This window comes from Flavobacterium sp. (assembly GCF_027484205.1).
Classification (GTDB): domain Bacteria; phylum Bacteroidota; class Bacteroidia; order Flavobacteriales; family Flavobacteriaceae; genus Flavobacterium.
Genome location: NZ_JAIXUB010000015.1, coordinates 436,081 through 462,156 on the forward strand (window position 1 = coordinate 436,081; position 26,076 = coordinate 462,156).

Here is a 26,076-nt window from a genome sequence, read left to right on the forward strand (position 1 = left end):
GAATTTTAAATTTGTGATAATTCGTGAAATTCGTGTCAACTTTAATCCATTTAACCATTATATAATCAAAAAGTCATAATTTTTTTGTTATTTTGTTTTTCTTAAAAATGAAATTTAAAATGCAAAAATTTGACGCCATTCGTCCGTTTTATGAAACCGAAGTTAATGATGCTATAAAAGCGTCGTTAAATCATCCGATGATGAAAGCGATTATGAATTTTACATTTCCTGATGTTGACCATGACGTGTGGAAAGAGCAACTGAAACGTACACATTCTATCAGAGATTTTCAATGCAATTTTATTTATCAAGCCATTCAAAAAGTGTTGCAAAAATCTTCAGAAGGATTATCTACTTCGGGATTTGAAAAATTAGAAAAAAATACTTCCTATATGTTTATTTCTAATCATCGCGATATTATTTTAGATACTTCTTTATTGAATGTTTGTTTGTTTGATCACGGATTGGTGATGACGGCTTCGGCTATTGGTGATAATCTTGTGAAAAGAGATTTCATGAATACTTTGGCAAAACTGAATCGTAATTTCTTGGTTCAAAGAGGTTTGTCGCCAAGAGAATTATTGCAAAGTTCAAAATTAATGTCAGAATATATTGGTCATTTACTTTTAAGAGAAAATCGTTCCGTTTGGATTGCGCAACGCGAAGGAAGAACGAAAGATGGCAATGATGCGACACATTCAGGTGTTTTAAAAATGCTCGGAATGGGTTCTGATGAGAAAAATATATTGGATTATTTTAAGAAATTAAAAATAGTTCCCGTTTCAATATCATATGAATATGATCCAACTGATGCTTTGAAAATGCCTCAACTTATGGCAGAAGCTAACGATGAGGTTTACATTAAAGATAAAAATGAAGATTTTGTAAATTTATTAAGCGGAATCATTGGTCAGAAAAAGCGAATTCACATTCACGTTGGTGATGTTTTAGATACAGAATTGGATATGATTTTGGCTGAAAATGACAATGCAAACAAACAAATTCAAGCATTAGCGCAGGTTATTGATGATTCTATTTTGCAATCGTATAAATTGTGGCCAACTAATTACATCGCCTATGATTTATTGAATAAAACGAACAAATATTCAGATAAATATACAGAAGACGAAAAGTCATTATTTGAACGCCGATTAGAAATGAAGATTGATGTGACCAATGATTTTATGGTAGAAAGTTTTTTAAATATGTATGCCAATCCGGTTGTGAATAAATCCAAATACGAGAATGCAATCTAAACCAAAAATATTTCTGATTTATACTGGTGGAACTATTGGTATGATGAAAGATTTCGAAACAGGTGCTTTGAAGGCTTTTGATTTTAATCAATTGTTGGATAAAATTCCTGAATTGAAACAATTAGATTGTCAAATTGAAACTTTTTCGTTTGAAAAACCTATAGATTCTTCGAATATGAATCCTGAAAAATGGGTTCAAATTGCTTCAGTTATTGAGGATAATTATGATCAATTTGATGGATTTGTTGTTTTACATGGTTCTGATACAATGTCCTATTCGGCATCTGCATTGAGTTTTATGTTAGAAAACGTTTCTAAACCTATTGTTTTTACAGGTTCGCAATTGCCAATTGGAGATTTAAGAACCGATGCTAAAGAAAATTTAATCACTGCGATTCAAATTGCTTCTTTGCAACAAAAAGGAAAACCAGCCGTTCAAGAAGTTTGTTTGTATTTTGAATACAAATTATATCGAGGCAATCGAACGACTAAAATAAACGCCGAACATTTTAATGCTTTTACCTCACCAAATTATCCTGCGTTGGCAGAATCAGGAGTTCATTTGAATGTAAATAATTCTTCTTTATTACCAAAAAACACAAAAAAACTTCACGTTCACAAAGAATTAGATGATAATGTTGCTGTTGTAAAAATGTTTCCTGGTATAAGCGAATCAGTATTTTCTGCTATTGTATCTATTCCAAATTTGAAAGGTATTGTTTTAGAAACTTACGGTTCAGGAAATGCTCCAACGGAAGATTGGTTTATTCAAATTCTGAAAAAAGCTATCAAAAACGGTTTATATATTATCAATGTAACACAGTGTTCGGGCGGAAGTGTAAGTATGGGTCAATATGAAACAAGCACACAATTAAAAAAAATCGGATTAATTTCTGGAAAAGATATTACTACAGAAGCGGCAATTACAAAATTGATGTATTTATTAGGTCAAAATGTAGCGCCAAATGTTTTCAAAACCATTTTTGAAACTTCCTTGCGAGGCGAAATGGATTAATCTTTCGCTTTGATTATTGCTAATTTTTATTGTTCTTTGCATAACAATTAGAGAGGTGTCCGAGTGGTTGAAGGAGCAAGCCTGGAAAGTTTGTATATGGGTAACTGTATCGTGGGTTCGAATCCCATCCTCTCTGCAAAATGTTTTTTTAAATTTTTAGAAAAAATTAATTAAAGTAGGAGTTCGAATCCCTTATTCTGAATTAAAATGTTTTTTAAATTTTTAGAAAAAATTAATTAAAGTAGGTGTTCGAATCCCTTATTCTGAATTAAAATGTTTTTTAAATTTTTAGAAAAAATTAATTAAAGTAGGAGTTCGAATCCCTTATTCTGAATTAAAATGGTTTTTAAATTTTTAGAAAAAATTAATTGAAGGAGTAGTTTGAATCACTTATTCTGGATTAAGATGTTTTTTTAAATTTTTAGAAAAAATTAATTAAAGTAAGAGTTCGAATCTCATCTTTACTATAAAAAAATGTAAAAAATGCGTTTTCTACTATCAATAGTATTTTTTTTATTTGGATTGAGCGTTTTCGCCCAAGAAAAAACTGTTGATTTTGATGCTGTAGATTCTTTATATCGAGAAGATCAATTTTACTTTGGATTGACTTACAATAAACTTCAAAATACACCTTCAGGTTTAAGTCAAAATAAATTTTCATCAGGAATTTCGGTTGGTTTTTTAAGAGACATGCCTATAAATAAAGCTCGAACTTGGGCTATTGCTTTAGGTTTAGGATATTCATTAAATAATTATAACGACAATTTGTTTATAAATAATTCAGATGCTGAAAATTTATATTTTACAGATTCTAGTGTTATTTTTGATAAAAATAAATTATCACTTCACTTTGTTGACGTTCCTTTAGAGGTAAGATGGCGAAATTCCACTCCTGAAAGTCATAAATTTTGGCGAGTTTATACTGGTTTTAAAGTGAGTTATTTAATTTATGATAGATATAAATTTACTGGTGAAGACGGGAAAATTATTATTACGGGTAATAAAGATTTGAATAAAATTCATTACGGAACTTATGTTGCAATGGGTTGGAATACCTGGAATTTTTATGCTTATTATGGTTTAAATCCATTATTTAAATCGACTAAAATCGCTGGAAAAGATTTAGATATGAATACGTTAAATCTTGGTTTGATGTTTTATATTTTATAACCAAAAAATCCACAAAACTAATTGTGGTAAAGTGCCAACTGCCATTCCAATTACTAATTCTTCCATGGTGTGTGCTTTCATTTGCAATCTTGACGAAGCAATAATTCCATTTAATAGAAAAAGCGATGCAATAGTGTAAATTATATTTACTTGATTGTGCATACTCATTCCAACAACAAAAAAGGTTAGTGCTGAAATTCCAATCATGTGAATACTTGCTTTTACTTTTATAAACAGTAAGATAAAGGTGAAAAACGTACTAATAAATCCACCAAGGAAGAAAAAAAACAGTTCAGGAAACCGATCTACAGTTACACTTTTTGTTATCAATATTGAAGTTAAAGCCATTTGCATCAATAACGGAATTTTTCGTTGATGAATATCAGAAAGCATTATGGTATCTGCTTTTCCAAAGGTTCTCAATAAATAGAAAAACGCCAGTGGAAGAAAAAAGGTGATGATTATTATTTGAAGAATTAGCAAATAATTATGTGTCATTGGAAAATAACTTCCATTGAAAAGCAAATAGAAAAGTGTTCCAAATAGTGGAATAAAAATAGGATGGAAGAGATACGAAAAAAAAGGAAGTATTTTTTTCAAGATGAATTATTTGAAAAACAAATATAGGATTTTTAGAATTAAATCTTCTTTCTCATTCGAGCCACAGGAATATCTAATTGCTCACGATATTTTGCAATGGTTCTTCGTGCAATTGGATAGCCTTTTTCTTTCAAAATTTCAGCCAATTGATCATCTGGAAGTGGTTTGCTTTTATCTTCTTCTTCTATTGTGTTTTTAAGAATTTTTTTAATTTCTAAAGTTGAAACATCTTCGCCTTGATCGTTTTTCATTGCTTCAGAGAAGAATTCTTTTATTAATTTTGTTCCGTAAGGCGTGTCAACATATTTACTGTTTGCCACACGAGAAACGGTTGAAATGTCAAGACCAACCATGTCTGCAATGTCTTTCAGAATCATTGGTTTCATTGAAGTTTCTTCTCCGTCAAGGAAATATTCTTGTTGAAAATGCATGATGGCATTCATCGTTACAAATAATGTTTCCTGACGTTGTTTTATAGCATCAATAAACCATTTAGCCGAATCTAATTTTTGCTTAATAAATTGCACAGCATCTTTTTGAGAATTCGATTTGTCTCTCGAATCTTTATAGGTTTGCATCATTTCTTGATAGTCTTTAGAAACGTGCAATGATGGTGCATTTCGTCCATTTAAAGTTAATTCTAATTCTCCGTCGTTAATTCTGATAGCAAAATCGGGAACAATATTTTCAGTAACTTTATTATTTCCTGTAAAAGAACCTCCAGGTTTTGGATTTAATTTTTCAATTTCATGAATTGTTTTTTTCAAATGATCTTGAGAAATTCCGTATTTCTGTAATAATTTATCGTAATGTTTTTTGGTGAAAGCATCAAATTGATTTCCGATGATATCAATTGCCAAATCAACATATTCTGTAGGAGTTTTATGTTTTAATTGCAATAACAAACATTCTTGTAAGTCACGTGCACCAACTCCTGCGGGTTCTAACTCGTGAATGATGTGCAACATTTTTTCAACCATTTTCTCATCAGTATAAATACCTTGAGTAAAGGCCATATCGTCAACAATATCTTGAATATCACGACGTAAATAACCGTCATCATCAATACTTCCAACGAGGAATTCAGCAATATCTCTTTGCTCATCAGTAAGTATAAAAGTATTTAATTGATTAATCAAATCTTGATGAAAGCTTACTGGTGCAGCAAATGGACTTTCGCGATCATCATCGTCATCACTATAATTATTTGATTGAAGTTTGTAATCAGGTGTTTCGTCGTCGCTTAAATATTCATCGATGTTGATGTCCTCGGCTTCAATGTTGTCGCTTCCTTCATAATCATCATATTCGTCATTGTTGTCTAGTTCATCTTTTTCATAAACTTCTTCTTCATCTTTACCCGATTCTAATGCTGGATTCTCATTCATTTCCTCCAATAATCGTTGCTCAAATGCCAATGTAGGCAATTGAATCAACTTCATCAACTGAATTTGTTGAGGAGATAATTTTTGAGATAATTTGAATTGTAAGTTTTGTTTAAGCATTTTATTTTGTTTAAAAGTTTAAGGTTTCAAGTTTCAAGTTATTGAACCAACAACTTGAAACTTGAAACTTGAAACAATTATTAGAATTCTGCGTTTTGTGGTGTTCTTGGAAAAGGAATTACGTCTCTAATATTCGTCATTCCTGTTACAAACAATACCAATCTTTCAAATCCTAATCCGAAACCTGAGTGAACTGCCGAACCAAATCTTCTTGTATCCAAATACCACCAAAGTTCTTCTTCGTCAATTCCTAAAGCTTTCATTTTTTCAACTAAAACATCGTAGCGTTCTTCTCTTTGCGAACCACCAACGATTTCTCCAATCCCAGGAAACAAAATATCCATAGCACGAACCGTTTTTCCATCTTCATTTAAACGCATATAAAACGCTTTGATATTCGCTGGATAATCAAACAAAATTACAGGACATTTGAAGTGTTTTTCAACCAAATATCTTTCGTGTTCACTTTGCAAATCTGCACCCCATTCGTTGATGATATAATTGAATTTTTTCTTTTTATTTGGAGTAGAATCTCTTAAAATATCAATAGCTTCAGTGTAAGAAACACGCTTGAAATTGTTTTCTAGAACGAAATTCAATTTTTCCAACAAAGCCATTTCGCTTCTGTCAGCTTGTGGTTTTGATTTTTCTTCTTCTAACAAACGACCTTCTAAAAACTTCAAATCGTCTTGGCATTTCTCCATCGTATATTTAATTACGTATTGGATAAAATCTTCTGCCAAATCCATATTATCATTCAAATCATTGAAAGCAACTTCGGGTTCAATCATCCAAAATTCAGCTAAGTGACGCGAAGTGTTTGAATTTTCAGCTCTAAATGTTGGTCCGAATGTATAAATTTGTCCCAAAGCCATTGCGAAAGTTTCTCCTTCTAATTGACCAGAAACCGTTAGATTAGTCTCTTTTCCGAAGAAATCTTCTTTATAATTTACTTTTCCATCTTCAGTTCTTGGTGTGTTGTCAAATGGTAAAGCGGTAACTTTAAACATTTCTCCAGCACCTTCAGCATCTGAACCAGTAATGATTGGCGTGTTTACATACACAAATCCTTTTTCTTGAAAATACGTATGAACGGCATGAGCCAAAACCGAACGAACTCTCATAATTGCACCAAAAGCGTTGGTTCTAACTCTTAAGTGTGCATTTTCACGAAGAAATTCTAACGAATGTTTCTTTGGTTGCATTGGAAATTTCTCAGCATCTGAATCTCCTAAAATTTCTAATTTAGAAACTTGAATTTCATACTTCTGACCTGCACCTTTGCTTTCTACTAATTCTCCAATTACTGAAACGGCAGCACCAGTTGTAATTCTTTTTAAAGTTTCTTCAGGTGTATTTTCAAAATCGACTACACATTGAATATTATTAATTGTCGAACCATCGTTCAACGCTATAAATTGATTGTTTCTAAAAGTTCTAACCCAACCTTTTGCATTTACTTCATAATTCGCTTTCGAGCTACTTAATAAGTCTTTAACTTTTGTATGTTTCATTTTTTTAAAATTTTGCCCTTCGACTGCGCTCAGGGTGACAGTTTGTGCTAAATAATCTTATGCAAATATAAATTAATTATTTTTCTTTTCTAATTCGTCCAATTCTTCGTCGGTGTGTTCTAAGATGTCTATAATTGGAGTTTTTAATTCTTGTTCGTTTGCCAATGTTTTGTTCAAAGTTAATACTAATGATGGAAGTAAAACTAAATTAGATAACATTCCGAAGAAAAGTGTCAAGGCTACCAATCCACCAAGAGCAATCGTCCCACCAAAACTTGATAACATGAATACCGAAAACCCAAAGAATAATACGATTGAAGTATAAAACATACTAATTCCGGCATCATCGAAAGTGGCAAAAACCGATTTTTTTATCTTCCAATCGTTTCTTGAAAGTTCCAATCGATATTGTGCTAAGAATCTCAAGGTATCGTCAACCGACATTCCAAAGGCAATTCCGAAAACTAATATCGTTGATGGTTTTAAAGGAATTCCTAAAAATCCCATCAAACCTGCGGTCATCAAAAGAGGCAATAAATTTGGAATAATAGAAACTAAAACCATTTTGAAAGAACGGAACATTATTGCTACTAATCCTGCGGTAATTAAAAACGCAAACAATAACGATGATAATAAATTGTCTAATAAATATTTGGTTCCTTTTTGGAAAACTAATGCTTTTCCAGTAATGATGACTTCATATTTAGGTGACGGAAATATTTTATTGATTTTATTTCTCAGTTGAGACTCGATGGATTTCATTTTTTCACCGTTTTCATCTTTTATAAAAGTGGTGATTCTGGCTACACTTCCGTCATCAGAAATATAACTTTTTAACTGATTGTCTTTCGAATTTTTTAGAGAATTTTTGATGTACGGCAATAAGGCAAATTCTTCATTTGGCGATGGCAACGTGTAAAAATCAGGATTCCCGTTATAGTAAGCTTGGTTGAAACTTTTGGCAACATTTACAATGGATAACGGTTTAGAAAGTTCTGGAATATCGGTAATGGTTTCTTCCAAGTCTTCCATTCTTCGCAAATTGGTTAATTTCATGGCGCCATTTTTCTTTTTGGTGTCAATCATTATTTCCAAAGGCATTACACCATCAAATTCTTTTTCGAAGAAACGGATATCATCAAAGAAAGCTGATTTTTTAGGCATATCTTCTATTATACTTCCCGAAATTCGTATTTCATAAATTCCGATGATTCCGAAAACTAGAAGGATTACTGCCGTTACATAAACACCAACACGATTGTATTTTACAGTACGAACAATCCAATTCATGAAAGAAGTTAAATATTCTCGTTCTAAATGTCCAAGATGTCTAGGAATAGGTGATGGAATGTAACTAAAGAAAACTGGAATTATAATCAAACAAAGCAAATAAATAGCAATGATGTTGATGGAAGTTACGACGCCAAATTCTGATAACAATGTGTTGTTTGTAGCAATAAAGGTAGCAAAACCAAACGCTGTAGTTAAATTTGTCATTAACGTAGCCGTTCCAGTTTTTGTAATTACACGTTGAAGTGCTTTGGCTTTATTGGCGTGTTTTTGATATTCTTGATGGTATTTGTTAATGAAGAAAATACAATTCGGGATTCCAATTACAATTACTAATGTTGGAACTAAAGCCGTTAAAACAGTGATTTCATAACCCATTAATGCAATGATTCCAAAAGACCACATTACACCAATAATTACTATTACTAATGAAATTAATGTAGCTCTAAACGAACGGAAGAAAAAGAAGAAAATTAAGGAGGTAATTAGTAAAGCTGCGCCAATAAATATTCCAATTTCGTCAACAATTGTTTTAGCATTTAACGTTCTAATGTAAGGCATTCCCGAAGTATGCAATTCAATTCCTGTTTCTTCTTTAAACTTATTTAATTTAGGAATCAGATTATGTAAAACATATTCTTTTCTTGCAATAGTATTTACAATTTTCTTATCAAGATAAACCGCAGAGCGAATTGCGCCTGATTTTTTATTGAACAACAAACCTTCATAAAAAGGCATTTTGTTGAACAATTCTGATTTGATTTGCTTTAAATAATTTTCGTCAAGTGTTTTTGATTGATCAACTAAAGGTTTCAGTTCAAAGGTTTGTGACGAATCGTTTTTGGTAAGTTTTTGAAGATTATCAACCGTAATGACCAAATCAATTTCTTTGTCAGATTTGATTTTATGCATCAATTCACTCCATTTTTTATAAATTTTTGGAGTAAATAATTTTTTATCTTTTGTAGCAATAACTATAAGATTACCTTCTTCGCCAAAGTTTTTTAGAAAGCTATTATAGTCGACATTTACTTTGTCATCGGCAGGAATTAGGTTGGCTTCAGTGTGAGTAAATTTCAAATTTTTCCACTGAAAAGCCATTAGAATTGTAATAAATACAACTATACATAAGAGTAATATTCTATTTCTAAGGATAATTCGGGCAATTAATTCCCAAAAACCAATACCTAATAACTTTTTCATTTGAAAATTTAAAACGAGTGCAAAGGTAGTGAAAAGTGCTTGAAACTAAAGAACTAAATCCCATCTTTTGTGTAGAAATTTGTATGCAATAATGATGTGTAATTTTTATATTAATTTTATCTCTATTTACTAATATTTAGTTTAGTTTTCTCATATTTGTAGTATAAAAAAGTGTCTTATAAAATGAGGAAGTTTAAGAATGGATTATTCTATATTGGTGTTACTGGTGGCTTTATAGCATTAATGTTTTGGATTGTTACTAAAGGGAAATCTTTAGAAATAGGTCGTGAAGTTATTGCTAAAACATCAAATGATACATTTTTTGGCCAGTTTATCAATTCTTTAATTCATAATTTAAAACACCCTTTAGCCATTTTATTATTACAAATTATCACGATAATAATTGTGGCTCGTTTCTTTGGATGGATTTTCAGAAAAATTGGTCAACCAAGCGTTATAGGTGAAATAATTGCCGGAATTTTTCTTGGTCCATCGGTTGTTGGAATGTATATGCCAGAATATTCTGCGATGCTTTTTCCTACTGAATCTTTAGGGAATTTACAATTTTTAAGCCAAATCGGATTAATTCTTTTCATGTTCGTCATAGGAATGGAACTCGATTTGAAGGTGTTGAAAAATAAAGCCAATGAAGCCGTAGTTATTAGTCATGCAAGTATTGTTTTTCCTTTTGCTCTCGGAATAGGATTGTCTTATTTTATTTATCACAAATTTGCGCCACAAGGTGTTGAGTTTTTATCCTTCAGTTTATTCATGGGAATTGCCATGAGTATTACTGCATTTCCAGTTTTAGCAAGAATTGTTCAAGAAAGAGGAATTCATAAAACTAAACTAGGAACAATTGTAATTACTTGTGCTGCAGCCGATGATATTACCGCTTGGTGTTTGCTAGCAGCAGTTATTGCTATTGTAAAAGCAGGAACTTTCATGAGTTCGCTTTACATAATTTTGCTAGCAACAGTTTATGTTTTGATGATGCTTTTTGTGGTAAAACCTTTCCTAAAAAAAATTGGAGATTTATATGCGAAAAGAGATAATTTGAGTAAACCAGTTGTAGCTATTTTTCTTTTAACCTTAATTATTTCTTCTTATTTAACCGAAATTATAGGTATTCATGCGCTTTTTGGAGCTTTTATGACTGGAGCGATCATGCCGGATATCATCAATATTAGAAAGATTTTTATAGAAAAAGTAGAAGACGTTGCCTTGATATTATTACTTCCTTTATTCTTTGTTTTTACTGGTTTGCGAACACAAATTGGTTTGATCAATGATCCCTATTTGTGGAAAGTTACTGGATTAATAATTCTTGTGGCGGTTGTTGGAAAATTTGTTGGAAGTGCATTAGCAGCAAGATTTGTTGGGCAAAATTGGCGTGACAGTTTAACCATTGGTGCGTTGATGAATACTCGCGGATTGATGGAACTTGTTGTTCTTAATATTGGTTATGATTTAGGAGTACTTTCTGCCGAGGTTTTTACGATGATGGTAATCATGGCATTGTTTACAACCTTTATGACTGGTCCAGCGATTGATATTATTAATTATTTTTTCAAACGAAGAGAAGTTATTATCCCGAAGGAAATAAGTAATAGTAATTTTAAGATTTTGATTTCTTTTGGAAACAATGAAAAAGGAAAATCACTATTACGATTGGCAAATAGTTTTGTAAAAAAACAAAAAGAGAATTGCAATGTTACCGCATTACACTTGTCGTTGAGTGACGAGGTTCATTCTTATAATCTTGAAGAATATGAGAAAGAAACTTTTGAACCCATTTTAGAAGAATCAGAAGTGTTAAATCAAAAATTGACTACGATATTCAAATCTACAATTGATATTGAAACTGACATTGCTGATATTGCTGTGAGAGGTGAATATGATTTGGTTTTAGTTGGTTTAGGAAAATCTATTTTTGAAGGTTCGTTTCTTGGAAAAGTGCTTGGTTTCACCACACGACTTATAAATCCAGACCGATTGTTAGATAAATTTACAGGGAAAGAAGGACTATTTGTCAACTCACCGTTTGATGATAGAACACGATTGGTGATTTCTAAAACTAAAAAACCACTCGGAATTTTAATTGATAAAGATTTAGTAAAAGTTGAAAATGTATTTGTTCCAATATTTGGTTCGGAAGATGCTTTTTTGATGGAATACTCTCAAAAATTAATTTACAATAATGATACTAGAATTACTATTTTAGACATTAACAATCAAGTGAAAAATAATTTTGTAATAGAAAATGCTATAAGTTCGCTTCAAAGTTCCTACACAGATAAAATTTCAATCATTGATGAAAGTCAAATGAAAGCAGGTTTTCTTTTACAACAAGATATGATGATGATATCGCTTGAAAGTTGGAAAAATCTTGTAGATTCTGAAAGCGTTTGGTTGAGTAATATTCCTTCGGTTTTGATTATTAAACCATAATCTTAAAACCCTAAATCTAATACATAACTTAATTTTAAAGCAAAATTATCTTCAAATCTGGGTAAAGCATTTGGACCATAACGCATGAAAAATGTCAATCCAAATCCTTTGAAAATTTGATTAGCTTCCACACCACTTTCGAAAAAACCTTTCTCCATGGTTTTATAACCAAAACCTACATGTTGACTTGGATGATCCATTTCACCCCAAGCCATTCTTGTAACAACTGAAATTACGGGTTTGATTTTATAGGCAATTTTTACTTTATCAAAAGTATGTCTTGCATGAAAAGCTACATATCTACTTGAGAAAAATTCATTAAAGAACATCGTTTCAAAACTGTTTTTACCCGCAAAAGTGATACGCTTAAATAAGGTTTCTCTATTCAAATTATTAGGAGCAATACTATATAAATGAGTTAATGGTGTATCGCCAAAAGCCATTCCGCTTTGCAAAATAAAAGAGGTGTTTTGCCCATTCAAATAAGGTATTTCGTGAGTAATTTTTAAATCAACTTTTGTGAAATCAAAATCACTTCCTAGAATATTATCAAACGATTTTGTTACTTGAAAAGCAAATTTTGGAAACTTCTTTTCTATTTCAAGTCTTCCTGTTGGCGTTTGCATATAACCACTAAAAGGATTCCATTGAATAGAAAATTGCGCTGTTGTTAAATTAAAATTAGTATAAGAATTGCCATCAACAACATAATTATAATTGAACAAGGGAAGAATTTCACTTCTAGAAATTCCAAAATAAATATCCGTTTTAGGAACGTATTTACTTTCTATAAATGATGAAAATGTTTTGTAATTATAGAAGGTGGAAATATTAATTGGTCGTGGATCATAAATTTTAAAACGACGTGGTTGTGTAGCAAATTGAATTTGACCAATTTCACTTAAATCATCAGCATAGGAAGCACTTATCCAAGTGTTAGTTTCTTTGTTCAACAAATAGGAAGGCGAAATTCCAAATTTAAATTTATCATCTTTCAAACCATAAGCAACATTGAAACTTACTTTATAATTTTCAGATAATTTATTGTTTGTCACGCCACCAATTCCGAATCTAAAACCTTCATAATTATTGTATTTAATTAGTGTTTTTAAATCTAAATCAATAATACTTATAGGCAGATAACCATTGAATATTTTTCTTCCAAATATTATTTTTCCTTCAATATTTTCAGCCACAGAAAGACTATCTAAGTTAGCATAAGTTCTGATTTTTCTTGTGTCGAGTGTATCTTTTTTTAGTGATTTCCAATATGAATCTGGCTTTGACATACTTGCCTCTGGAACATCGATTTTGATACTTGGAATTTTAAAACTCACAGGTTTATTAATTTCAATATCATAAGGAGTTGACTCTAATTTTAGATACAATTGATCGGAAGCATTTTTTTGTATTCCTTCTAAACTTGAATTGAATTTTATAGTTCCGCCAAAAATATTCAAGTCTTCACTGTTATTTCCTTTTACAACGGTGAACTTTCTTTTTTCGGGAAACCACAATTGATGTTCTTTTAAATAATTGAAAGTATAGGTTGCATTGATGTTAATGATGCCATAAATTCTGAAAAACGCTTGAGCAATTCCAAAATTTTCAGCATCTACATAAAGCAAGCCACGAAGTCTATCAGAATTAAGTTTTTTAGGTTGAAAATAGATGCGATAAACCGTTCTGTTTTCAATTTTCATGGTATCAATGATTTTGAAAACAAATAATTTTCTACCATAATTTGAAATTGGATTTCGAACAGGAGTTTCAAGGATATCTAGTTGATTGTCATATAGCGAATAAGAAACTAAATTCAATCCTAAGTATTCGTACAACGGTTTTTTAAAACCTGCCATTCGAGTAGCAATAAGTGTTTCTTTTGTGCCTTTTTCGTTATGTTGAATTAAATTTACTTTCTCAGTTTGATATAAATGTTGTTGTTGAATTAGTTTTTTGAATTTATAATTTGTGGAATCTAATTTCATGGTATTTCTTCCAAATAACCTTTTTTTATATACAGTATCAATTTTACTAGAAACCGAATCAGGATTAGCAGAAACTAATAAATGTTCGTAGTTTTTATATTCAAAAGTTTGTAATGCTTTTTCAGGTTGATTCTTTGGTTTGTTTTCAATGACCTTTTTTATAATGGCATTTACCTGACTTTCAGAATAGATTTCTTTTTCTTTTAAGGTGTTGTCATTCACCATTTTTATTAAAAGAAATGGTGCGCCAACGGTAATGTAATGTGTTTTATCGTAGTAACCTTTATAGGAAAATAAAATGGGTTTATTGTTGTCTTTTATTTCTAAAGTAAATTTTCCTTCCCAATCAGTTGCGATGGTTTTATTGTTGTAAGTGATTTTTGCAAAAGCAATAGGAACAGTTGTGTCGTAGTCAATTACTTGTCCTTTCATTACTTTTTGAGAGAAAGAAAAGTTGCAAAAAAGCACTACTGTAAAAATCCAAAAATATTTCATCAATGTGATTTTGTTTTCAAAATACCTTTGCCAAAGTTTTTTTTGAATAATAATTTTGGCAAGGTTTGTTTAAAAGAATTATTACAAAAATAGCAATAAAAAAATCCGCTCGACAAATCAAGCGGATTTTAATTTATAATTAACTGAAAATTTAATCTTTAATAAATTTTGAAGTGTATGTTCCTTTTTCTGTGAAAACTTTTAAAAAATAATTGCCAGTTTTTATCGTAGAAACATCAATATCTTCTTTAGGATTATTTTTAACTAAAACAACTTGACCTAAATTATTGTAAATTATTATTGATGAAACTTCAATGTTTTGTTTTAATTTGAAATTCAAAACATTTTTTGTAGGATTTGGAAATAAACTTACACTATTTTCAAATTCATTATTAATTAAATTACAGTTTGAGTCAACAGTACAATTTACATAACCATAATCAATAATTTTTTGTTGCACTAAACTTACATCCTCTGAATCAGAGCATACATATTCAAGATTTGGATTGTATGAAAACAATAAATTAAACCAAGTAGCATTGTTATTTTTGATTTGTAATCCTATTAAAGAATTGAAACTACAATCTAAAATATCTAAAATCGGATTTTGGGAAACATCCAAATAAGTCAATAAGTTATTCCTGCACACCATAGTAGCCAAATTATTTAAACCAATAACATTAATATTGTTTAAGAAATTATCATTGCAGATCAGATAATTTAAATTAATATTTTGGGTTAAATCTAAACTTGTTAATTGGTTATTAAAAGTTAACAAATTTTGTAAATTGATCAAACCTGTTAAATTCAAACTTGTCAATTGATTATTAAAACTTTCTATAACATGTAATTCAGATAATCCATTACAAGTCAAGTTTGTTAAATTATTATTATCACAAAATAATTCTTCTAAATTAATATTTGAACTTACATTTAAATTTGTTAATTGATTGAATTCACAATTTAAAATTTTTAAATTATTTAAACTTGAAATATTTAAGTTAGTTAATAGATTATTAGAGCATTTTAATTTTTCTAGATTTATTAAGCCAGAAACATTTAAATTATTAATATTGTTTATTTGACAATCTAATGATTTTAGGTTACCGTTTTGAGTAGCATCCAATGCAGTCAAATTATTATTTGAACAATATACAGACTCCAAATTAATTAGACTTGAAATATTTAAATTCACAAGCTCATTGTTTATGCATACTAATTGTATTAGATTTGTTAATCCACCGAGATTTATCTCTGTTAATTCATGATTCCCTTGGCATCTAATAGCTTTTAAGTTAATTAAACTTGAAAAATTTATATTTTCAATGTAGTAATTGTTATTAAATTCTAGATACTCTAAATTTGTAAAGGTTTCAAGTCCTGTTAAATTTGATATATACGAATTATCTTCTAGTACCAAATATTTTACTGCTTGAGCCTCTGTTAATTGAATTTCACCATCATTATTTAAATCAATTTTATTATAATTTGAAACTGACCAATTGCCATTAATTGAGTTATAAACAGGAATAGAACTTGATGATATTTGATCAGATGGAACTGCATTTGTAAGTAAAGTTTTGAATTCTAAATCTGGAATATTTACTATCTGTGCAGTTGTAAATAAAAAAGTAATTGTTGTTAGAAATGAGAAGTAAAGTTTTTTCATAATTTTTTTTAAGATTTCAAAAATAAAATAGTAAAAGATATTTATTAAATTGTTGAGAAAGAACCTATTTATTGAAGAAAATACACTTTTAAGAGATTATAACGAAATCTATTTTACCATTTCTATTTTTTTCAAATTTGAAATAATTATAATAATTTGAAAAAATAGAAATTTTACTTATAAATATTTGTACCAGTATAAATAATAGAAATTTTATACTTTCATAATTTCAGCTTCTTTTAAAGCTAAATGTTCTTCAATTTTTTTAATGAAAGTATCTGTCAATTTTTGAACGTCTTCTTCAGCTTTTTTACATAAATCTTCTGATGTTCCGTCTTTTTCTAGTTTTTTAATGTCGGTATTCGAATCTTTTCTATGATTTCTAATTCCAATTTTAGCATCTTCTGCCTCTTGTTTTGCTTGTTTTACTAAATCACGACGACGTTCCTCAGTTAATGGTGGAACACTAATTATAATTACGTCACCATTATTCATTGGGTTAAAACCTAAGTTAGCAATCATGATGGCTTTTTCAATAGGTTGTAACATGCTTTTTTCATAAGGTTGAATGGTAATGGTTCTGGCATCAGGCACACTAATGTTTGAAACTTGAGAAAGTGGTGTTTGTGAACCATAATAGTCAACAAAAACACTTCCCAGCATTTGTGGAGATGCTTTTCCAGCACGAATGTTTAAAAAAGATTTTTCTAAATGAGCTACAGAACCACTCATTGCTTCTTTTGTACTATCTAAAATAAATTCTATTTCTTCCATTTTTATTTATGTTTGTGGTTTTAGTTTATAGTTTGTTGTTAACTATGAACTACAAACTATAAACCTTAAACTTTATATATTTACAATTGTTCCTACGTTTTCGCCTTCGCAGATTTTTAATAAATTACCTCTTTTGTTCATGTCAAAAACTACAATTGGTAGTTTGTTTTCTTGACTTAAAGTGAAAGCTGTTGTATCCATTACATTCAATCCTTTTTTCAATACATCTTCAAAAGAAATGTAATCAAATTTTACTGCGGATTTATCTTTTTCAGGATCAGCAGTATAAACTCCATCAACTCGTGTTCCTTTCAAAATTACATCGGCGTGAACTTCAACTCCACGTAAAACGGCAGCCGTATCTGTTGTAAAATATGGATTTCCTGTTCCAGCACCAAAAATAACTATTCTTCCTTTTTCAAGATGACGAACTGCTCTTCTCTTAATATAAGGTTCTGCTATGGCTTCAATTTTTAATGCAGTTTGCAAACGGGTTAACATTCCTTTGTCTTCTAAAGCTCCTTGAAGCGCCATTCCGTTAATAACGGTTGCTAACATTCCCATATAGTCGCCTTGAACTCGATCCATTCCGTTACTTGCACCAGCAACACCTCTAAAAATATTTCCACCTCCAATTACAATGGCAATTTCTACACCTTTATCATGAATTTGTTTAATTTCATCAGCATATTCTGCTAGAATTTTTGGGTCAATTCCATATTGTCTTTCACCCATTAAAGCTTCACCACTCAATTTTAGAAGTATTCTTTTGTATTTCATTAGTAGTTATTTATTTTGAACAAGGTTGTGTATTTCTTGTGCAAATATAGTTATTATATGATTTTATGAAATAGTAATTTAAAAATTATCCATTCAATTGTTCAAATGAATTTTTTGTTGCTTGATAACCAATTTCGAATATTTTATCCATTTTATTTTTGTTGGTTTCAAAAGTGCTAAAACTAACTAATTCTTCAGGTTCAATTACCCAATCACAATGATTAAACTTTTGAAAATTAGAATTAGCAGAAAGTAAATCAAACGCTCTTGTTGTAACTGCTTTGATTGAATTCAAATCTTTAGCTTCAATTTTTTGTATTGGACTAACATAAACACCAATAATACTATCACACCTTCCTTGCAAAATATCGGTTGGAAAATGATTTAGAATTCCGCCATCGCTATATAGATTTCCGTTGACTTCATAAGGAGAAACCACACCTGGAACAGCAGATGAAGCTAAAACTGCATCTACAACTTTTGAATTATTATTAAAAATTTTGAGTTTACCTTTTACCATATCGGTAGCGGTAATATGCATTGGAATGGGTAAATCACTCATTTTTGCATCTTGAAAAATATCTTCAAAATATTTTTTAAAAGATTCAGAATCTATAATTCCAGCTTTTTTGATGGTAAAATGTTTCCAATGAAAAAAATAAATTGATTTAAAAAAAGATAAAATTTCCTCGGGAGTTTTACCCCAAGAATACAAAGCACCTACAATTGCACCTGCGCTTGAACCTGCAATTTGAGTAGGTTTGATATTTTTTTCTGCAAGAAATTTTAATGCTCCAGCATGAGCTAATCCTTTTGAACCTCCGCCTGACAGAGCTAATCCGATTGATTTTGATTGTAAATCCATTACTATTTTTGTTTAGATAACGCTTCAGTGTAATTATTGTTACAATACTTTAGTAAAAATAAAACTAATTTTGCAAAATAAAATCACTTCAATGAATTCAATAATAAATAAAAGTATAGAAAATAGCTTTTCCTACGATGAATACAGAGCATTTGTTTCTGATTTAGCAAAACAAAACAAAACTACAGGTCATGAACAAAGAGAGGATTTAATTCACTACACTCAATTGAATGAAGCTCGTTTGCATCGATTAGATAAAACAATACATGTTATTGATGAAGTAAAATCAGTTATAGAAAATATTTCGAAAGAGTATATTTGGTTAGTTCTAACGGAAAGTTGGTGTGGCGATGCGGCTCAAATTCTTCCAATTATAAATAAAATGGCTGATTTGAGCGATAAAATTGATTTAAAAATTGTACTTCGTGACGATAATGAAGATTTGATGAATTTATTTTTAACCAATGGCACAAAATCCATTCCGAAGCTAATTATTATCGATAAAGAAACGAATGAAGTTATCAATGATTTTGGACCAAGACCAATAGGAGCAAAACAACTTATTTCAGATTACAAAGCTGCTCACGGAATTGTTGATGAAACGGCTAAAATTGAATTGCAAAAATGGTATTTGCAAGATAAGGGAATTTCAACTCAAAAAGAAATTGTGGCGTTGATGAAATAATTAGTTCTTTTCTTTAAAGATAGTTTTTGAAATACCTAAACTGATACTTCCCGTATCGTTAAATTCATAAACTGAAAATCCATTCAAACTAACATCAGCAAAGAAACTTATATCTTCGTCGCTAATACCTATTCGGAATTTTTTATATGTTCCTGAAAGATTTCCACGACCAATTGCAAATGATTTTCCATATCCAAACTGGAATAATAAATCAGTATCATTCGCGATTCTTGGACATAAACTTACAGAAGCATAAATAGGAACGCTTACAAGTTTTTGTTGCAAAACAGTATCAAATCCTGAATTTATACTCAGTTTAATCCATTGGTCATAGTGAATTCCGTATCCAAATTTTGCTCCTAAACCATCAGCAAGAAACCAATAATCGCTTCGATTTCCATTTTCATCAATTTCGCCATAGGTTTTGTTTCCTCTAAATGGAATGGTAATGTCAAAATCAAAAAAAGTTCCGCTTTCTTCTAAAGGTTTTCTTTTTTCTTTCTCATTATATGCTTCTAAATGACTCTTATATTTAGTAATAGAATCGTTTTTTGTTTGTGAAAAACTTAAAAAAGAAATGAAGAATATTAAAAATAGATACTTTGTATTCATTAAGAATTGGTTTCAAATACTTCGGGAGAAATGCCATTTTCAACAGAATAATCTCCAATTTTTGTTCTACGCAAAGCAGTCAAATGTGCTCCAGAATTCAATGCAATACCAAAATCATAAGCTAACGAACGAATGTAAGTTCCTTTACTACATTTTACTCTAAAATCAATTTCGGGCAAAGCTATTCTAGTAATTTCAAATTCGTAAATGGTAGTTTTTCTTGTAGCAATTTCAACTTCTGAACCTTCGCGCGCATGTTCGTACAATCGTTTTCCATCTTTTTTAATAGCAGAAAAAACAGGTGGTTTTTGGTCTATTTCTCCTAAAAATTGTTTTGTAGTTTCGAGAATCAAGTCTTCCGAAATATGCTCGATTGGAAAGGTAGCATCAATTTCGGTTTCTAAGTCGTAACTTGGCGTTGTTGCTCCAACGGTTATCGTTCCGGTATATTCTTTGGCTTGTGCCTGAATTTCAGTAATTTTTTTGGTAAATTTTCCAGTACAAACAATCAATAAGCCTGTTGCTAATGGATCTAAAGTTCCGGCATGACCAATTTTAAATTTCTTTGGAAGATTGTATTTTCTAATTAAAGTATATTTTAATTTATTCACCGCTTGAAAAGAACTCCAAGTTAGAGGTTTGTCTATTAAAAGGATTTGGCCTTCAAGAAAATCTTCAGTAGTCATTATAGTACGTCTAATTTTTGAATGAAAAAATGAATCAGTAGCAAGGCAATTCCAACTACAATTCGATAATATCCAAAGAGTTTAAATCCGTTTTTACTTAAATAGCCAATAAAACTTTTGATAGCAATAAGTGCTACTATAAATCCAACAACATTTCCTATAATTAAGAAATTGATTTGGTCATCAGTTAATACAAATCCTTCTTTATAGTAATCATAACATTTTTTAATGGTTGCTCCAAGCATCGTTGGAACTGCCAGAAAAAATGAAAATTCAGCTGCAGTAGTTCGAGATAATTTTTGAGACATTCCGCCAACAATACTTGCGCCACTTCTTGAAACGCCAGGAATCATAGCCAAACACTGAAATAATCCAATTTTGAAAGCAGTTACATAGGAAATCTCATCTGTCGAAGTAATGCCATCTTCTTTAGAGAACCAATCGTCAACTTTTAAAAGAATAATTCCGCCAATTAAAAGTGAAATGGCAACCGTTACAGGATTTTCTAATAAAGCATCGATTTTTTTGCTAAAAAGCAATCCAAAAATCACTGCTGGGATAAAAGCAACCAATAATTTAAAGTAGAAATCAATACTTTGAAAAAAGCGTTTGAAATACAAAACCACCACCGAAAGTATTGTTCCAAGTTGGATTACAATCGTAAAAAGTTTGGTAAAATCGTCCTGGGCAATCCCAAAAAAAGAACTTGCAATAATCATGTGACCTGTAGAAGAAACCGGAAGAAATTCTGTAATTCCTTCAATTATAGCAAGAATTATCGCCTGTAAATAATCCATTTTTAGTGATGAGTGATTAGTAAATGTGATTAGTAAAAAGTGATTAGTAAAAAACTCTTTACTAATTACTTTTCACTATTTACTGATTTAGGATTCTTAAAAATAGAATAAATAGTGATTCCAAAACCAATTAAAACCATTGTTGGAGCTAATCTAATTCTTCTAAAACTAAATAGTTCTGCTTCTTTAAAAACATTTGGATCTTCACTTCCGCCACCACTCATTAAAATAAATCCAAGCGCAATTACCGCTAATCCAATTAATAATATTTTGTAATTTACAGCTTCAAACAAGAAACCATTTTTATTTTCGTTTGCTTTCATATGTCTATATATTCTTTTATCTATTTTTCTATTCTCCAACTTCCAACTTCCAACTTCCAACTTCCAACTTCCAACTTCCAACTTCCATCTTCTAACTTCCATCTTCTAACTTTTAATACAAATCATCCGTTCTTAAATTTAAAAAACGTTGCGTTGCAAAATGTGTGCTTATCCAAGTGATTAAAACACCTAAAACTAAAACACCTGCTAAAACGGCAATAGTCAATTCAATATCTTTAAAAACTTCTAACGCTGGAAAATTTACATTCAAATAAATTAAAACTCCAAGTATTGCTAGAACAGCTAAAACCGAACCAATAACTCCTAAAATAACACTTCTCTTAACGAAAGGTTTTCTGATGAATGATTTTGTTGCACCAACCATTTGCATTGTTTTGATGATAAATCTATTGGCATAAATCGATAATCGTAAGGAACTGTTGATTAGTAAAAATGAAATTACTGCAAAAATTCCGCTGATAATTAAAACCCACATCGTTACTTTTTTGATGTTATCGTTTACTAAAGTGATTAATTGTTTGTCATAAACTACATCGGCAACCATTGGATTGGCCCTAATTTGTGCCTCAGCTTTTCCAAAACCAGGATTAGTAACATAATCTGCTTTCAAATGAATATCATAAGAATTATTCAACGGATTTGCTCCTAAAAATTCCATGAAATTTTCACCAAAAACTTTCTCATGTTCTTTAGCTGCATCTTCTTTAGAAACAAATTTATAATCTTTAGCAAATTTTGAAGCTTTCAATTCTGCGTCAAATGCTTTGAAAACACTATCATTTGCATCAGCCTTAAAGAAAACCGTCATTGGAATATTTTCCTTAAAGTTTTGAGATAATCGTTTAGAATTAATGATAAAAAGTCCTAAAGTTCCTAGTAAAAATAATACTAAAAACACGCTCACCACAACCGAAACATAGGAAGTGATTACTCTTCTTTTTTGAAACTTATCAAATTTAGATGACATACATTGTAATTTAAGCCGTAAAAATAATAAAGAATTTGTTTATTCATAGTTTATAACGTTTAAAGTTTTGAGTTTAGTACAATAAATGTAAATTTGTGACCGATTAGCGTAAACATTAACTTTCGATTAACTTTCAAGGATTTAAGTAAAAATTATTTTAAAGTAAAATCTGACAAATTAGTACATTTCGCTTTTAATTTTTTATACAACTATTTAGGATGAAATACTTTCACGAACAAATCGAAGCCAAATGGCAAGAATATTGGGCAAAAAATCAAACATTTGCAGCAACTAACAATTCTGATAAACCAAAATATTATGTTTTGGACATGTTTCCTTATCCATCAGGAGCAGGATTACACGTTGGTCATCCACTAGGTTATATTGCTTCCGATATTGTAGCGCGTTACAAACGTCACAAAGGATTTAATGTTTTGCATCCACAAGGTTACGATTCGTTTGGTTTGCCAGCTGAACAATATGCGATTCAAACTGGTCAACATCCAGAAAAAACCACTCGTGAAAATATTGCTCGTTATCGTGAACAATTAGATAAAATTGGATTTTCATTTGATTGGAGTAGAGAAGTGCGCACTTCAAATCCTGATTATTACAAACATACACAGTGGATTTTTATTCAATTATTCAATTCATGGTACAATAAAAATACTGATAAAGCAGAAGACATTGCAACCTTAATTTCAATTTTCGAAAAAGAAGGAAATACTCCAGTAAATGCGGTTTGTGATGATAATATTGCTCCGTTTTCTGCTGCTGAATGGAATGCTTTTTCATCAGAAGAACAACAAAAAATATTATTACACTATAGATTAACGTATTTGGCTGAAACCGAAGTAAACTGGTGTCCAGCTTTAGGAACAGTTTTAGCTAACGACGAAATCGTAAATGGTGTTTCAGAACGTGGCGGTCATCCTGTTATTCGTAAAAAAATGACGCAATGGTCGATGCGAATTTCCGCTTATGCCGAAAGACTATTACAAGGTTTAGACACTATCGATTGGACAGAAAGTTTAAAAGAATCACAAAGAAATTGGATTGGAAAATCGGTTGGAGCATTAGTAAAGTTCAACTTAATTCCAACTTCCAACTTCCAACTTCCAACTCAAATAGAAGTTTTCACCACGCGTCCTGATACTATTTTTGGAGTTACGTTTATGACTTTAGCTCCAGAACACGAATTGGTTTCACAAATTACAACGCCAGAACAAAAAGCTGCGGTTGATGCTTATGTGGAAGCCACTGCAAAACGATCTGAAAGAGAAAGAATGGCCGATGTAAAAACCATTTCGGGAGTTTTCACTGGTGCGTTTGCCGAACATCCATTTACTAAAGAACCAATTCCGGTTTGGATTGGAGATTACGTTTTGGCAGGATACGGAACAGGTGCAGTGATGGCAGTTCCATGTGGCGACGAACGAGATTATGCTTTCGCCAATTTCTTCAAAGGTCAGAACGGAATGCCAGAAATTAAAAATATTTTTAATCAAGATATTTCAGAAGCGGCTTATGGTGAAAAAAGTGGTTTCGAATTAGTAAATTCTGATTTCCTTAACGGTTTAAGTTACAAAGACGGAACAAAAAAAATCATCGAAGAATTAGAAAAAATCGGACAAGGAAAAGGCAAAACCAATTACCGTTTGCGTGATGCTGTTTTCTCTCGTCAAAGATATTGGGGTGAACCATTTCCGGTATATTATGTGAATGGATTGCCACAAATGATTGATTCCAAACATTTACCAATTGTTTTACCAGAAGTAGAAAAATATTTGCCAACCGAAGACGGACAACCACCATTAGGAAACGCAACAACTTGGGCTTGGGATAGTGTTCAGTGTTCAGTGGTCAGTAATCAGTTGATTGATAATGTGACTATTTTTCCTTTAGAATTGAATACAATGCCAGGTTGGGCTGGAAGTTCGTGGTATTGGATGCGTTATATGGACGCGCACAATGAAAAAGAATTTGCGGCAGCCGACGCACTAAAATATTGGGAAAACGTAGATTTATACATTGGCGGAAGCGAACACGCAACTGGACATTTATTATATTCTCGTTTTTGGAACAAATTCCTAAAAGATAGAGGTTACGCACCAACCGAAGAACCATTCAAAAAATTAATCAATCAAGGAATGATATTGGGAATGAGTGCGTTTGTTTATAGAGTTTTATGGAAGATAGAAGATAAAGACGGAAATAATGTAGAGGATTTGAGAGGTTTGCCAAACAGTTTTCCTTCGATATTTATTGGAAAGGGTATGTATGATAAAGTTTTCAAAGACAATTCAGGGTTTATGTTTTTTATGCTTGATAAAGTTTTAAATAAATACCCCAATTCAAATGATATAATAAAATTAAGTAATGGTGGAAAATTAGTTTCTTATTTTCAACAACTTCATGTTGATTTATCAGTAATCAATGATTTTACAAATGAATTAAACATTGAAGATTTCAAAAATCATCCATTATATTCTGATTATTCAGATGCTGAATTCATTTTAGAAGATGGAAAATACATCGTTGGTCGCGAAGTAGAAAAAATGTCAAAATCAAAATACAATGTGGTCAATCCAGATGATATTTGTAATGATTATGGTGCGGATACGTTGCGTTTGTATGAAATGTTTTTAGGACCATTGGAACAAGCAAAACCTTGGAATACTGCTGGAATTACAGGAGTTTCTGGTTTCTTGAAAAAATTATGGCGTTTGTATTTTGATGATAATGGTTTGATTGTAACTAACGACGAACCAACTCCAGAAATGTACAAATCGTTACACAAAACCATCAAAAAAGTTACTGAAGATATCGAGAATTTCTCATTCAATACTTCGGTTTCACAGTTTATGATTTGTGTAAATGAATTGGCTCAATTAAAATGTCATCATAGAGCGATTTTAGAACCATTAGCAATTTTGGTTTCGCCTTATGCGCCACATATTGCAGAAGAATTATGGTCGCAATTAGGTCATGAGGGTTCGATTTCAACTGTAGATTTTCCAATATTTGAAGCTAAATATTTAGTAGAATCTGAAAAAGAATATCCAGTTTCGTTTAACGGTAAAATGCGTTTTACGATTAAATTACCTTTAGATTTGACCGCAGCGCAAATAGAGGAAATTGTAATGGCTGACGAAAGAACGCAAGCACAATTGCAAGGAAGAACACCTAACAAAGTGATTATCGTTCCAGGAAAAATCATCAATTTAGTAGGATAATTTTAAAGTATAAGTTTAGCCACAAATTCAAAGATTAATTTTAAATCATTGAATTTGTGGCTTTTTTATTAAATTCTTGTATAAAACAAACGTTAGATGATTTATAATTTAAAGTTAAAAATGAACTAGACAAAAATTCGATTTGTAGCTTTGAATAAAATAACATTAATCTAA

20 protein-coding genes and 1 tRNA gene are annotated in these 26,076 nt (G+C 30.7%); 7 read left to right on the forward strand and 14 right to left on the reverse strand.

The features are described from left to right. The first annotated feature begins 119 nt into the window (after positions 1-119). From Q0049_RS08055 to Q0049_RS08070, 4 genes are all read left to right on the forward strand, one after another. Complete coding sequence (locus Q0049_RS08055; protein WP_298118796.1) at positions 120-1,256, forward strand: 1-acyl-sn-glycerol-3-phosphate acyltransferase; 1,137 nt, start codon at positions 120-122, stop codon at positions 1,254-1,256. After that, the gene (locus Q0049_RS08060) at positions 1,246-2,271 is read left to right on the forward strand and encodes an asparaginase (RefSeq protein ID WP_298118447.1); all 1,026 of its coding nucleotides are present in this window, start codon (positions 1,246-1,248) and stop codon (positions 2,269-2,271) included. Before Q0049_RS08055 ends, Q0049_RS08060 begins: the two co-directional genes overlap by 11 nt. Before the next feature lie 49 nt (positions 2,272-2,320). Then, a tRNA-Ser gene (locus Q0049_RS08065) sits at positions 2,321-2,407 on the forward strand. A gap of 347 nt (positions 2,408-2,754) precedes the next feature. Further along, the gene (locus Q0049_RS08070) at positions 2,755-3,441 is read left to right on the forward strand and encodes a porin family protein (RefSeq protein ID WP_298118450.1); all 687 of its coding nucleotides are present in this window, start codon (positions 2,755-2,757) and stop codon (positions 3,439-3,441) included. On the opposite strand, the gene Q0049_RS08075 is transcribed toward Q0049_RS08070, so the two are convergent. The 4 genes from Q0049_RS08075 to Q0049_RS08090 all read right to left on the reverse strand — a co-directional run bounded on the left by Q0049_RS08075 (position 3,436) and on the right by Q0049_RS08090 (position 9,553). After that, complete coding sequence (locus tag Q0049_RS08075; RefSeq protein ID WP_298118452.1) at positions 3,436-4,041, reverse strand: hypothetical protein; 606 nt, start codon at positions 4,039-4,041, stop codon at positions 3,436-3,438. The two genes, Q0049_RS08070 and Q0049_RS08075, sit on opposite strands and share 6 nt — an antisense overlap. 38 nt (positions 4,042-4,079) lie before the next feature. Continuing rightward, the gene (gene rpoN / locus Q0049_RS08080; protein ID WP_298118454.1) at positions 4,080-5,546 is read right to left on the reverse strand and encodes an RNA polymerase factor sigma-54; all 1,467 of its coding nucleotides are present in this window, start codon (positions 5,544-5,546) and stop codon (positions 4,080-4,082) included. 80 nt (positions 5,547-5,626) lie between these two features. After that, positions 5,627-7,060 (reverse strand): asparagine--tRNA ligase, encoded by a 1,434-nt coding sequence (gene asnS, locus Q0049_RS08085; RefSeq protein WP_298118458.1) that lies wholly within the window; start codon positions 7,058-7,060, stop codon positions 5,627-5,629. Positions 7,061-7,132: 72 nt separating this feature from the next. Continuing rightward, entirely contained in the window at positions 7,133-9,553 is a 2,421-nt protein-coding gene (locus tag Q0049_RS08090; protein ID WP_298118461.1) for an MMPL family transporter, read from the reverse strand. A 183-nt stretch (positions 9,554-9,736) separates the two neighbouring features. Here Q0049_RS08090 and Q0049_RS08095 point away from each other — a divergent pair, with 183 nt between their 5' ends. After that, positions 9,737-12,004 carry a cation:proton antiporter gene (locus tag Q0049_RS08095; protein ID WP_298118464.1) on the forward strand — a complete coding sequence of 756 codons (2,268 nt, stop codon included), beginning with the start codon at positions 9,737-9,739 and terminating at the stop codon, positions 12,002-12,004. Between the two features lie 2 nt (positions 12,005-12,006). Here the strand turns inward: Q0049_RS08095 and Q0049_RS08100 are convergent, their stop codons facing one another. The 5 genes from Q0049_RS08100 to Q0049_RS08120 all read right to left on the reverse strand — a co-directional run bounded on the left by Q0049_RS08100 (position 12,007) and on the right by Q0049_RS08120 (position 18,575). After that, on the reverse strand, positions 12,007-14,424 hold the full coding sequence (locus tag Q0049_RS08100) for a DUF5686 family protein (protein WP_298118467.1): 2,418 nt from the start codon (positions 14,422-14,424) through the stop codon (positions 12,007-12,009). A 214-nt stretch (positions 14,425-14,638) separates the two neighbouring features. Further along, positions 14,639-16,156 (reverse strand): T9SS type A sorting domain-containing protein, encoded by a 1,518-nt coding sequence (locus tag Q0049_RS08105; protein WP_298118469.1) that lies wholly within the window; start codon positions 16,154-16,156, stop codon positions 14,639-14,641. 213 nt (positions 16,157-16,369) lie between these two features. Then, entirely contained in the window at positions 16,370-16,930 is a 561-nt protein-coding gene (frr, locus tag Q0049_RS08110) for a ribosome recycling factor (protein ID WP_298118471.1), read from the reverse strand. Between the two features lie 72 nt (positions 16,931-17,002). Continuing rightward, the gene (gene pyrH / locus Q0049_RS08115; RefSeq protein WP_298118474.1) at positions 17,003-17,710 is read right to left on the reverse strand and encodes a UMP kinase; all 708 of its coding nucleotides are present in this window, start codon (positions 17,708-17,710) and stop codon (positions 17,003-17,005) included. A gap of 85 nt (positions 17,711-17,795) precedes the next feature. Further along, on the reverse strand, positions 17,796-18,575 hold the full coding sequence (locus tag Q0049_RS08120) for a patatin-like phospholipase family protein (RefSeq protein WP_298118478.1): 780 nt from the start codon (positions 18,573-18,575) through the stop codon (positions 17,796-17,798). A 91-nt stretch (positions 18,576-18,666) separates the two neighbouring features. Between Q0049_RS08120 and Q0049_RS08125 the strand changes: the two genes are divergently transcribed. Next, the gene (locus Q0049_RS08125; protein WP_298118481.1) at positions 18,667-19,260 is read left to right on the forward strand and encodes a thioredoxin family protein; all 594 of its coding nucleotides are present in this window, start codon (positions 18,667-18,669) and stop codon (positions 19,258-19,260) included. Here Q0049_RS08125 and Q0049_RS08130 read toward each other — a convergent pair whose 3' ends face one another. From Q0049_RS08130 to Q0049_RS08150, 5 genes are all read right to left on the reverse strand, one after another. Next, positions 19,261-19,872, reverse strand: a complete 612-nt coding sequence (locus Q0049_RS08130; protein ID WP_298118484.1) for a hypothetical protein — start codon at positions 19,870-19,872, stop codon at positions 19,261-19,263. After that, a complete protein-coding gene (truB, locus tag Q0049_RS08135; protein WP_298118487.1) occupies positions 19,872-20,558 on the reverse strand; it encodes a tRNA pseudouridine(55) synthase TruB in 687 nt (228 codons plus the stop codon). The genes Q0049_RS08130 and truB overlap by 1 nt, the downstream gene beginning before the upstream one ends. Further along, positions 20,558-21,355, reverse strand: a complete 798-nt coding sequence (locus Q0049_RS08140; RefSeq protein ID WP_298118489.1) for an undecaprenyl-diphosphate phosphatase — start codon at positions 21,353-21,355, stop codon at positions 20,558-20,560. The genes truB and Q0049_RS08140 overlap by 1 nt, the downstream gene beginning before the upstream one ends. A gap of 65 nt (positions 21,356-21,420) precedes the next feature. Further along, positions 21,421-21,678 carry a DUF3098 domain-containing protein gene (locus Q0049_RS08145; protein ID WP_298118798.1) on the reverse strand — a complete coding sequence of 86 codons (258 nt, stop codon included), beginning with the start codon at positions 21,676-21,678 and terminating at the stop codon, positions 21,421-21,423. A 112-nt stretch (positions 21,679-21,790) separates the two neighbouring features. Next, on the reverse strand, positions 21,791-22,666 hold the full coding sequence (locus Q0049_RS08150) for a permease-like cell division protein FtsX (protein ID WP_298118492.1): 876 nt from the start codon (positions 22,664-22,666) through the stop codon (positions 21,791-21,793). A 218-nt stretch (positions 22,667-22,884) separates the two neighbouring features. Here Q0049_RS08150 and Q0049_RS08155 point away from each other — a divergent pair, with 218 nt between their 5' ends. Continuing rightward, positions 22,885-25,902: a leucine--tRNA ligase gene (locus tag Q0049_RS08155; protein ID WP_298118495.1), complete on the forward strand. Its 3,018-nt coding sequence runs from the start codon at positions 22,885-22,887 to the stop codon at positions 25,900-25,902. The last annotated feature ends 174 nt before the right edge of the window (positions 25,903-26,076 follow it).

What these genes read in the sequence shown, in the direction of transcription:
- Q0049_RS08055 (WP_298118796.1), top strand. Translation starts at nt 120, where the DNA reads ATGCAAAAATTTGACGCCATTCGTCCGTTTTATGAAACCGAAGTTAAT.
- truB (WP_298118487.1), bottom strand. Translation starts at nt 20,558, where the DNA reads ATGACTACTGAAGATTTTCTTGAAGGCCAAATCCTTTTAATAGACAAA.
- frr (WP_298118471.1), bottom strand. Translation starts at nt 16,930, where the DNA reads ATGGAAGAAATAGAATTTATTTTAGATAGTACAAAAGAAGCAATGAGT.
- Q0049_RS08070 (WP_298118450.1), top strand. Translation starts at nt 2,755, where the DNA reads ATGCGTTTTCTACTATCAATAGTATTTTTTTTATTTGGATTGAGCGTT.
- Q0049_RS08100 (WP_298118467.1), bottom strand. Translation starts at nt 14,424, where the DNA reads ATGAAAGGACAAGTAATTGACTACGACACAACTGTTCCTATTGCTTTT.
- Q0049_RS08060 (WP_298118447.1), top strand. Translation starts at nt 1,246, where the DNA reads ATGCAATCTAAACCAAAAATATTTCTGATTTATACTGGTGGAACTATT.
- rpoN (WP_298118454.1), bottom strand. Translation starts at nt 5,546, where the DNA reads ATGCTTAAACAAAACTTACAATTCAAATTATCTCAAAAATTATCTCCT.
- Q0049_RS08120 (WP_298118478.1), bottom strand. Translation starts at nt 18,575, where the DNA reads ATGGATTTACAATCAAAATCAATCGGATTAGCTCTGTCAGGCGGAGGT.
- Q0049_RS08105 (WP_298118469.1), bottom strand. Translation starts at nt 16,156, where the DNA reads ATGAAAAAACTTTACTTCTCATTTCTAACAACAATTACTTTTTTATTT.
- Q0049_RS08130 (WP_298118484.1), bottom strand. Translation starts at nt 19,872, where the DNA reads ATGAATACAAAGTATCTATTTTTAATATTCTTCATTTCTTTTTTAAGT.
- Q0049_RS08155 (WP_298118495.1), top strand. Translation starts at nt 22,885, where the DNA reads ATGAAATACTTTCACGAACAAATCGAAGCCAAATGGCAAGAATATTGG.
- asnS (WP_298118458.1), bottom strand. Translation starts at nt 7,060, where the DNA reads ATGAAACATACAAAAGTTAAAGACTTATTAAGTAGCTCGAAAGCGAAT.
- pyrH (WP_298118474.1), bottom strand. Translation starts at nt 17,710, where the DNA reads ATGAAATACAAAAGAATACTTCTAAAATTGAGTGGTGAAGCTTTAATG.
- Q0049_RS08125 (WP_298118481.1), top strand. Translation starts at nt 18,667, where the DNA reads ATGAATTCAATAATAAATAAAAGTATAGAAAATAGCTTTTCCTACGAT.
- Q0049_RS08095 (WP_298118464.1), top strand. Translation starts at nt 9,737, where the DNA reads ATGAGGAAGTTTAAGAATGGATTATTCTATATTGGTGTTACTGGTGGC.
- Q0049_RS08150 (WP_298118492.1), bottom strand. Translation starts at nt 22,666, where the DNA reads ATGTCATCTAAATTTGATAAGTTTCAAAAAAGAAGAGTAATCACTTCC.
- Q0049_RS08145 (WP_298118798.1), bottom strand. Translation starts at nt 21,678, where the DNA reads ATGAAAGCAAACGAAAATAAAAATGGTTTCTTGTTTGAAGCTGTAAAT.
- Q0049_RS08090 (WP_298118461.1), bottom strand. Translation starts at nt 9,553, where the DNA reads ATGAAAAAGTTATTAGGTATTGGTTTTTGGGAATTAATTGCCCGAATT.
- Q0049_RS08140 (WP_298118489.1), bottom strand. Translation starts at nt 21,355, where the DNA reads ATGGATTATTTACAGGCGATAATTCTTGCTATAATTGAAGGAATTACA.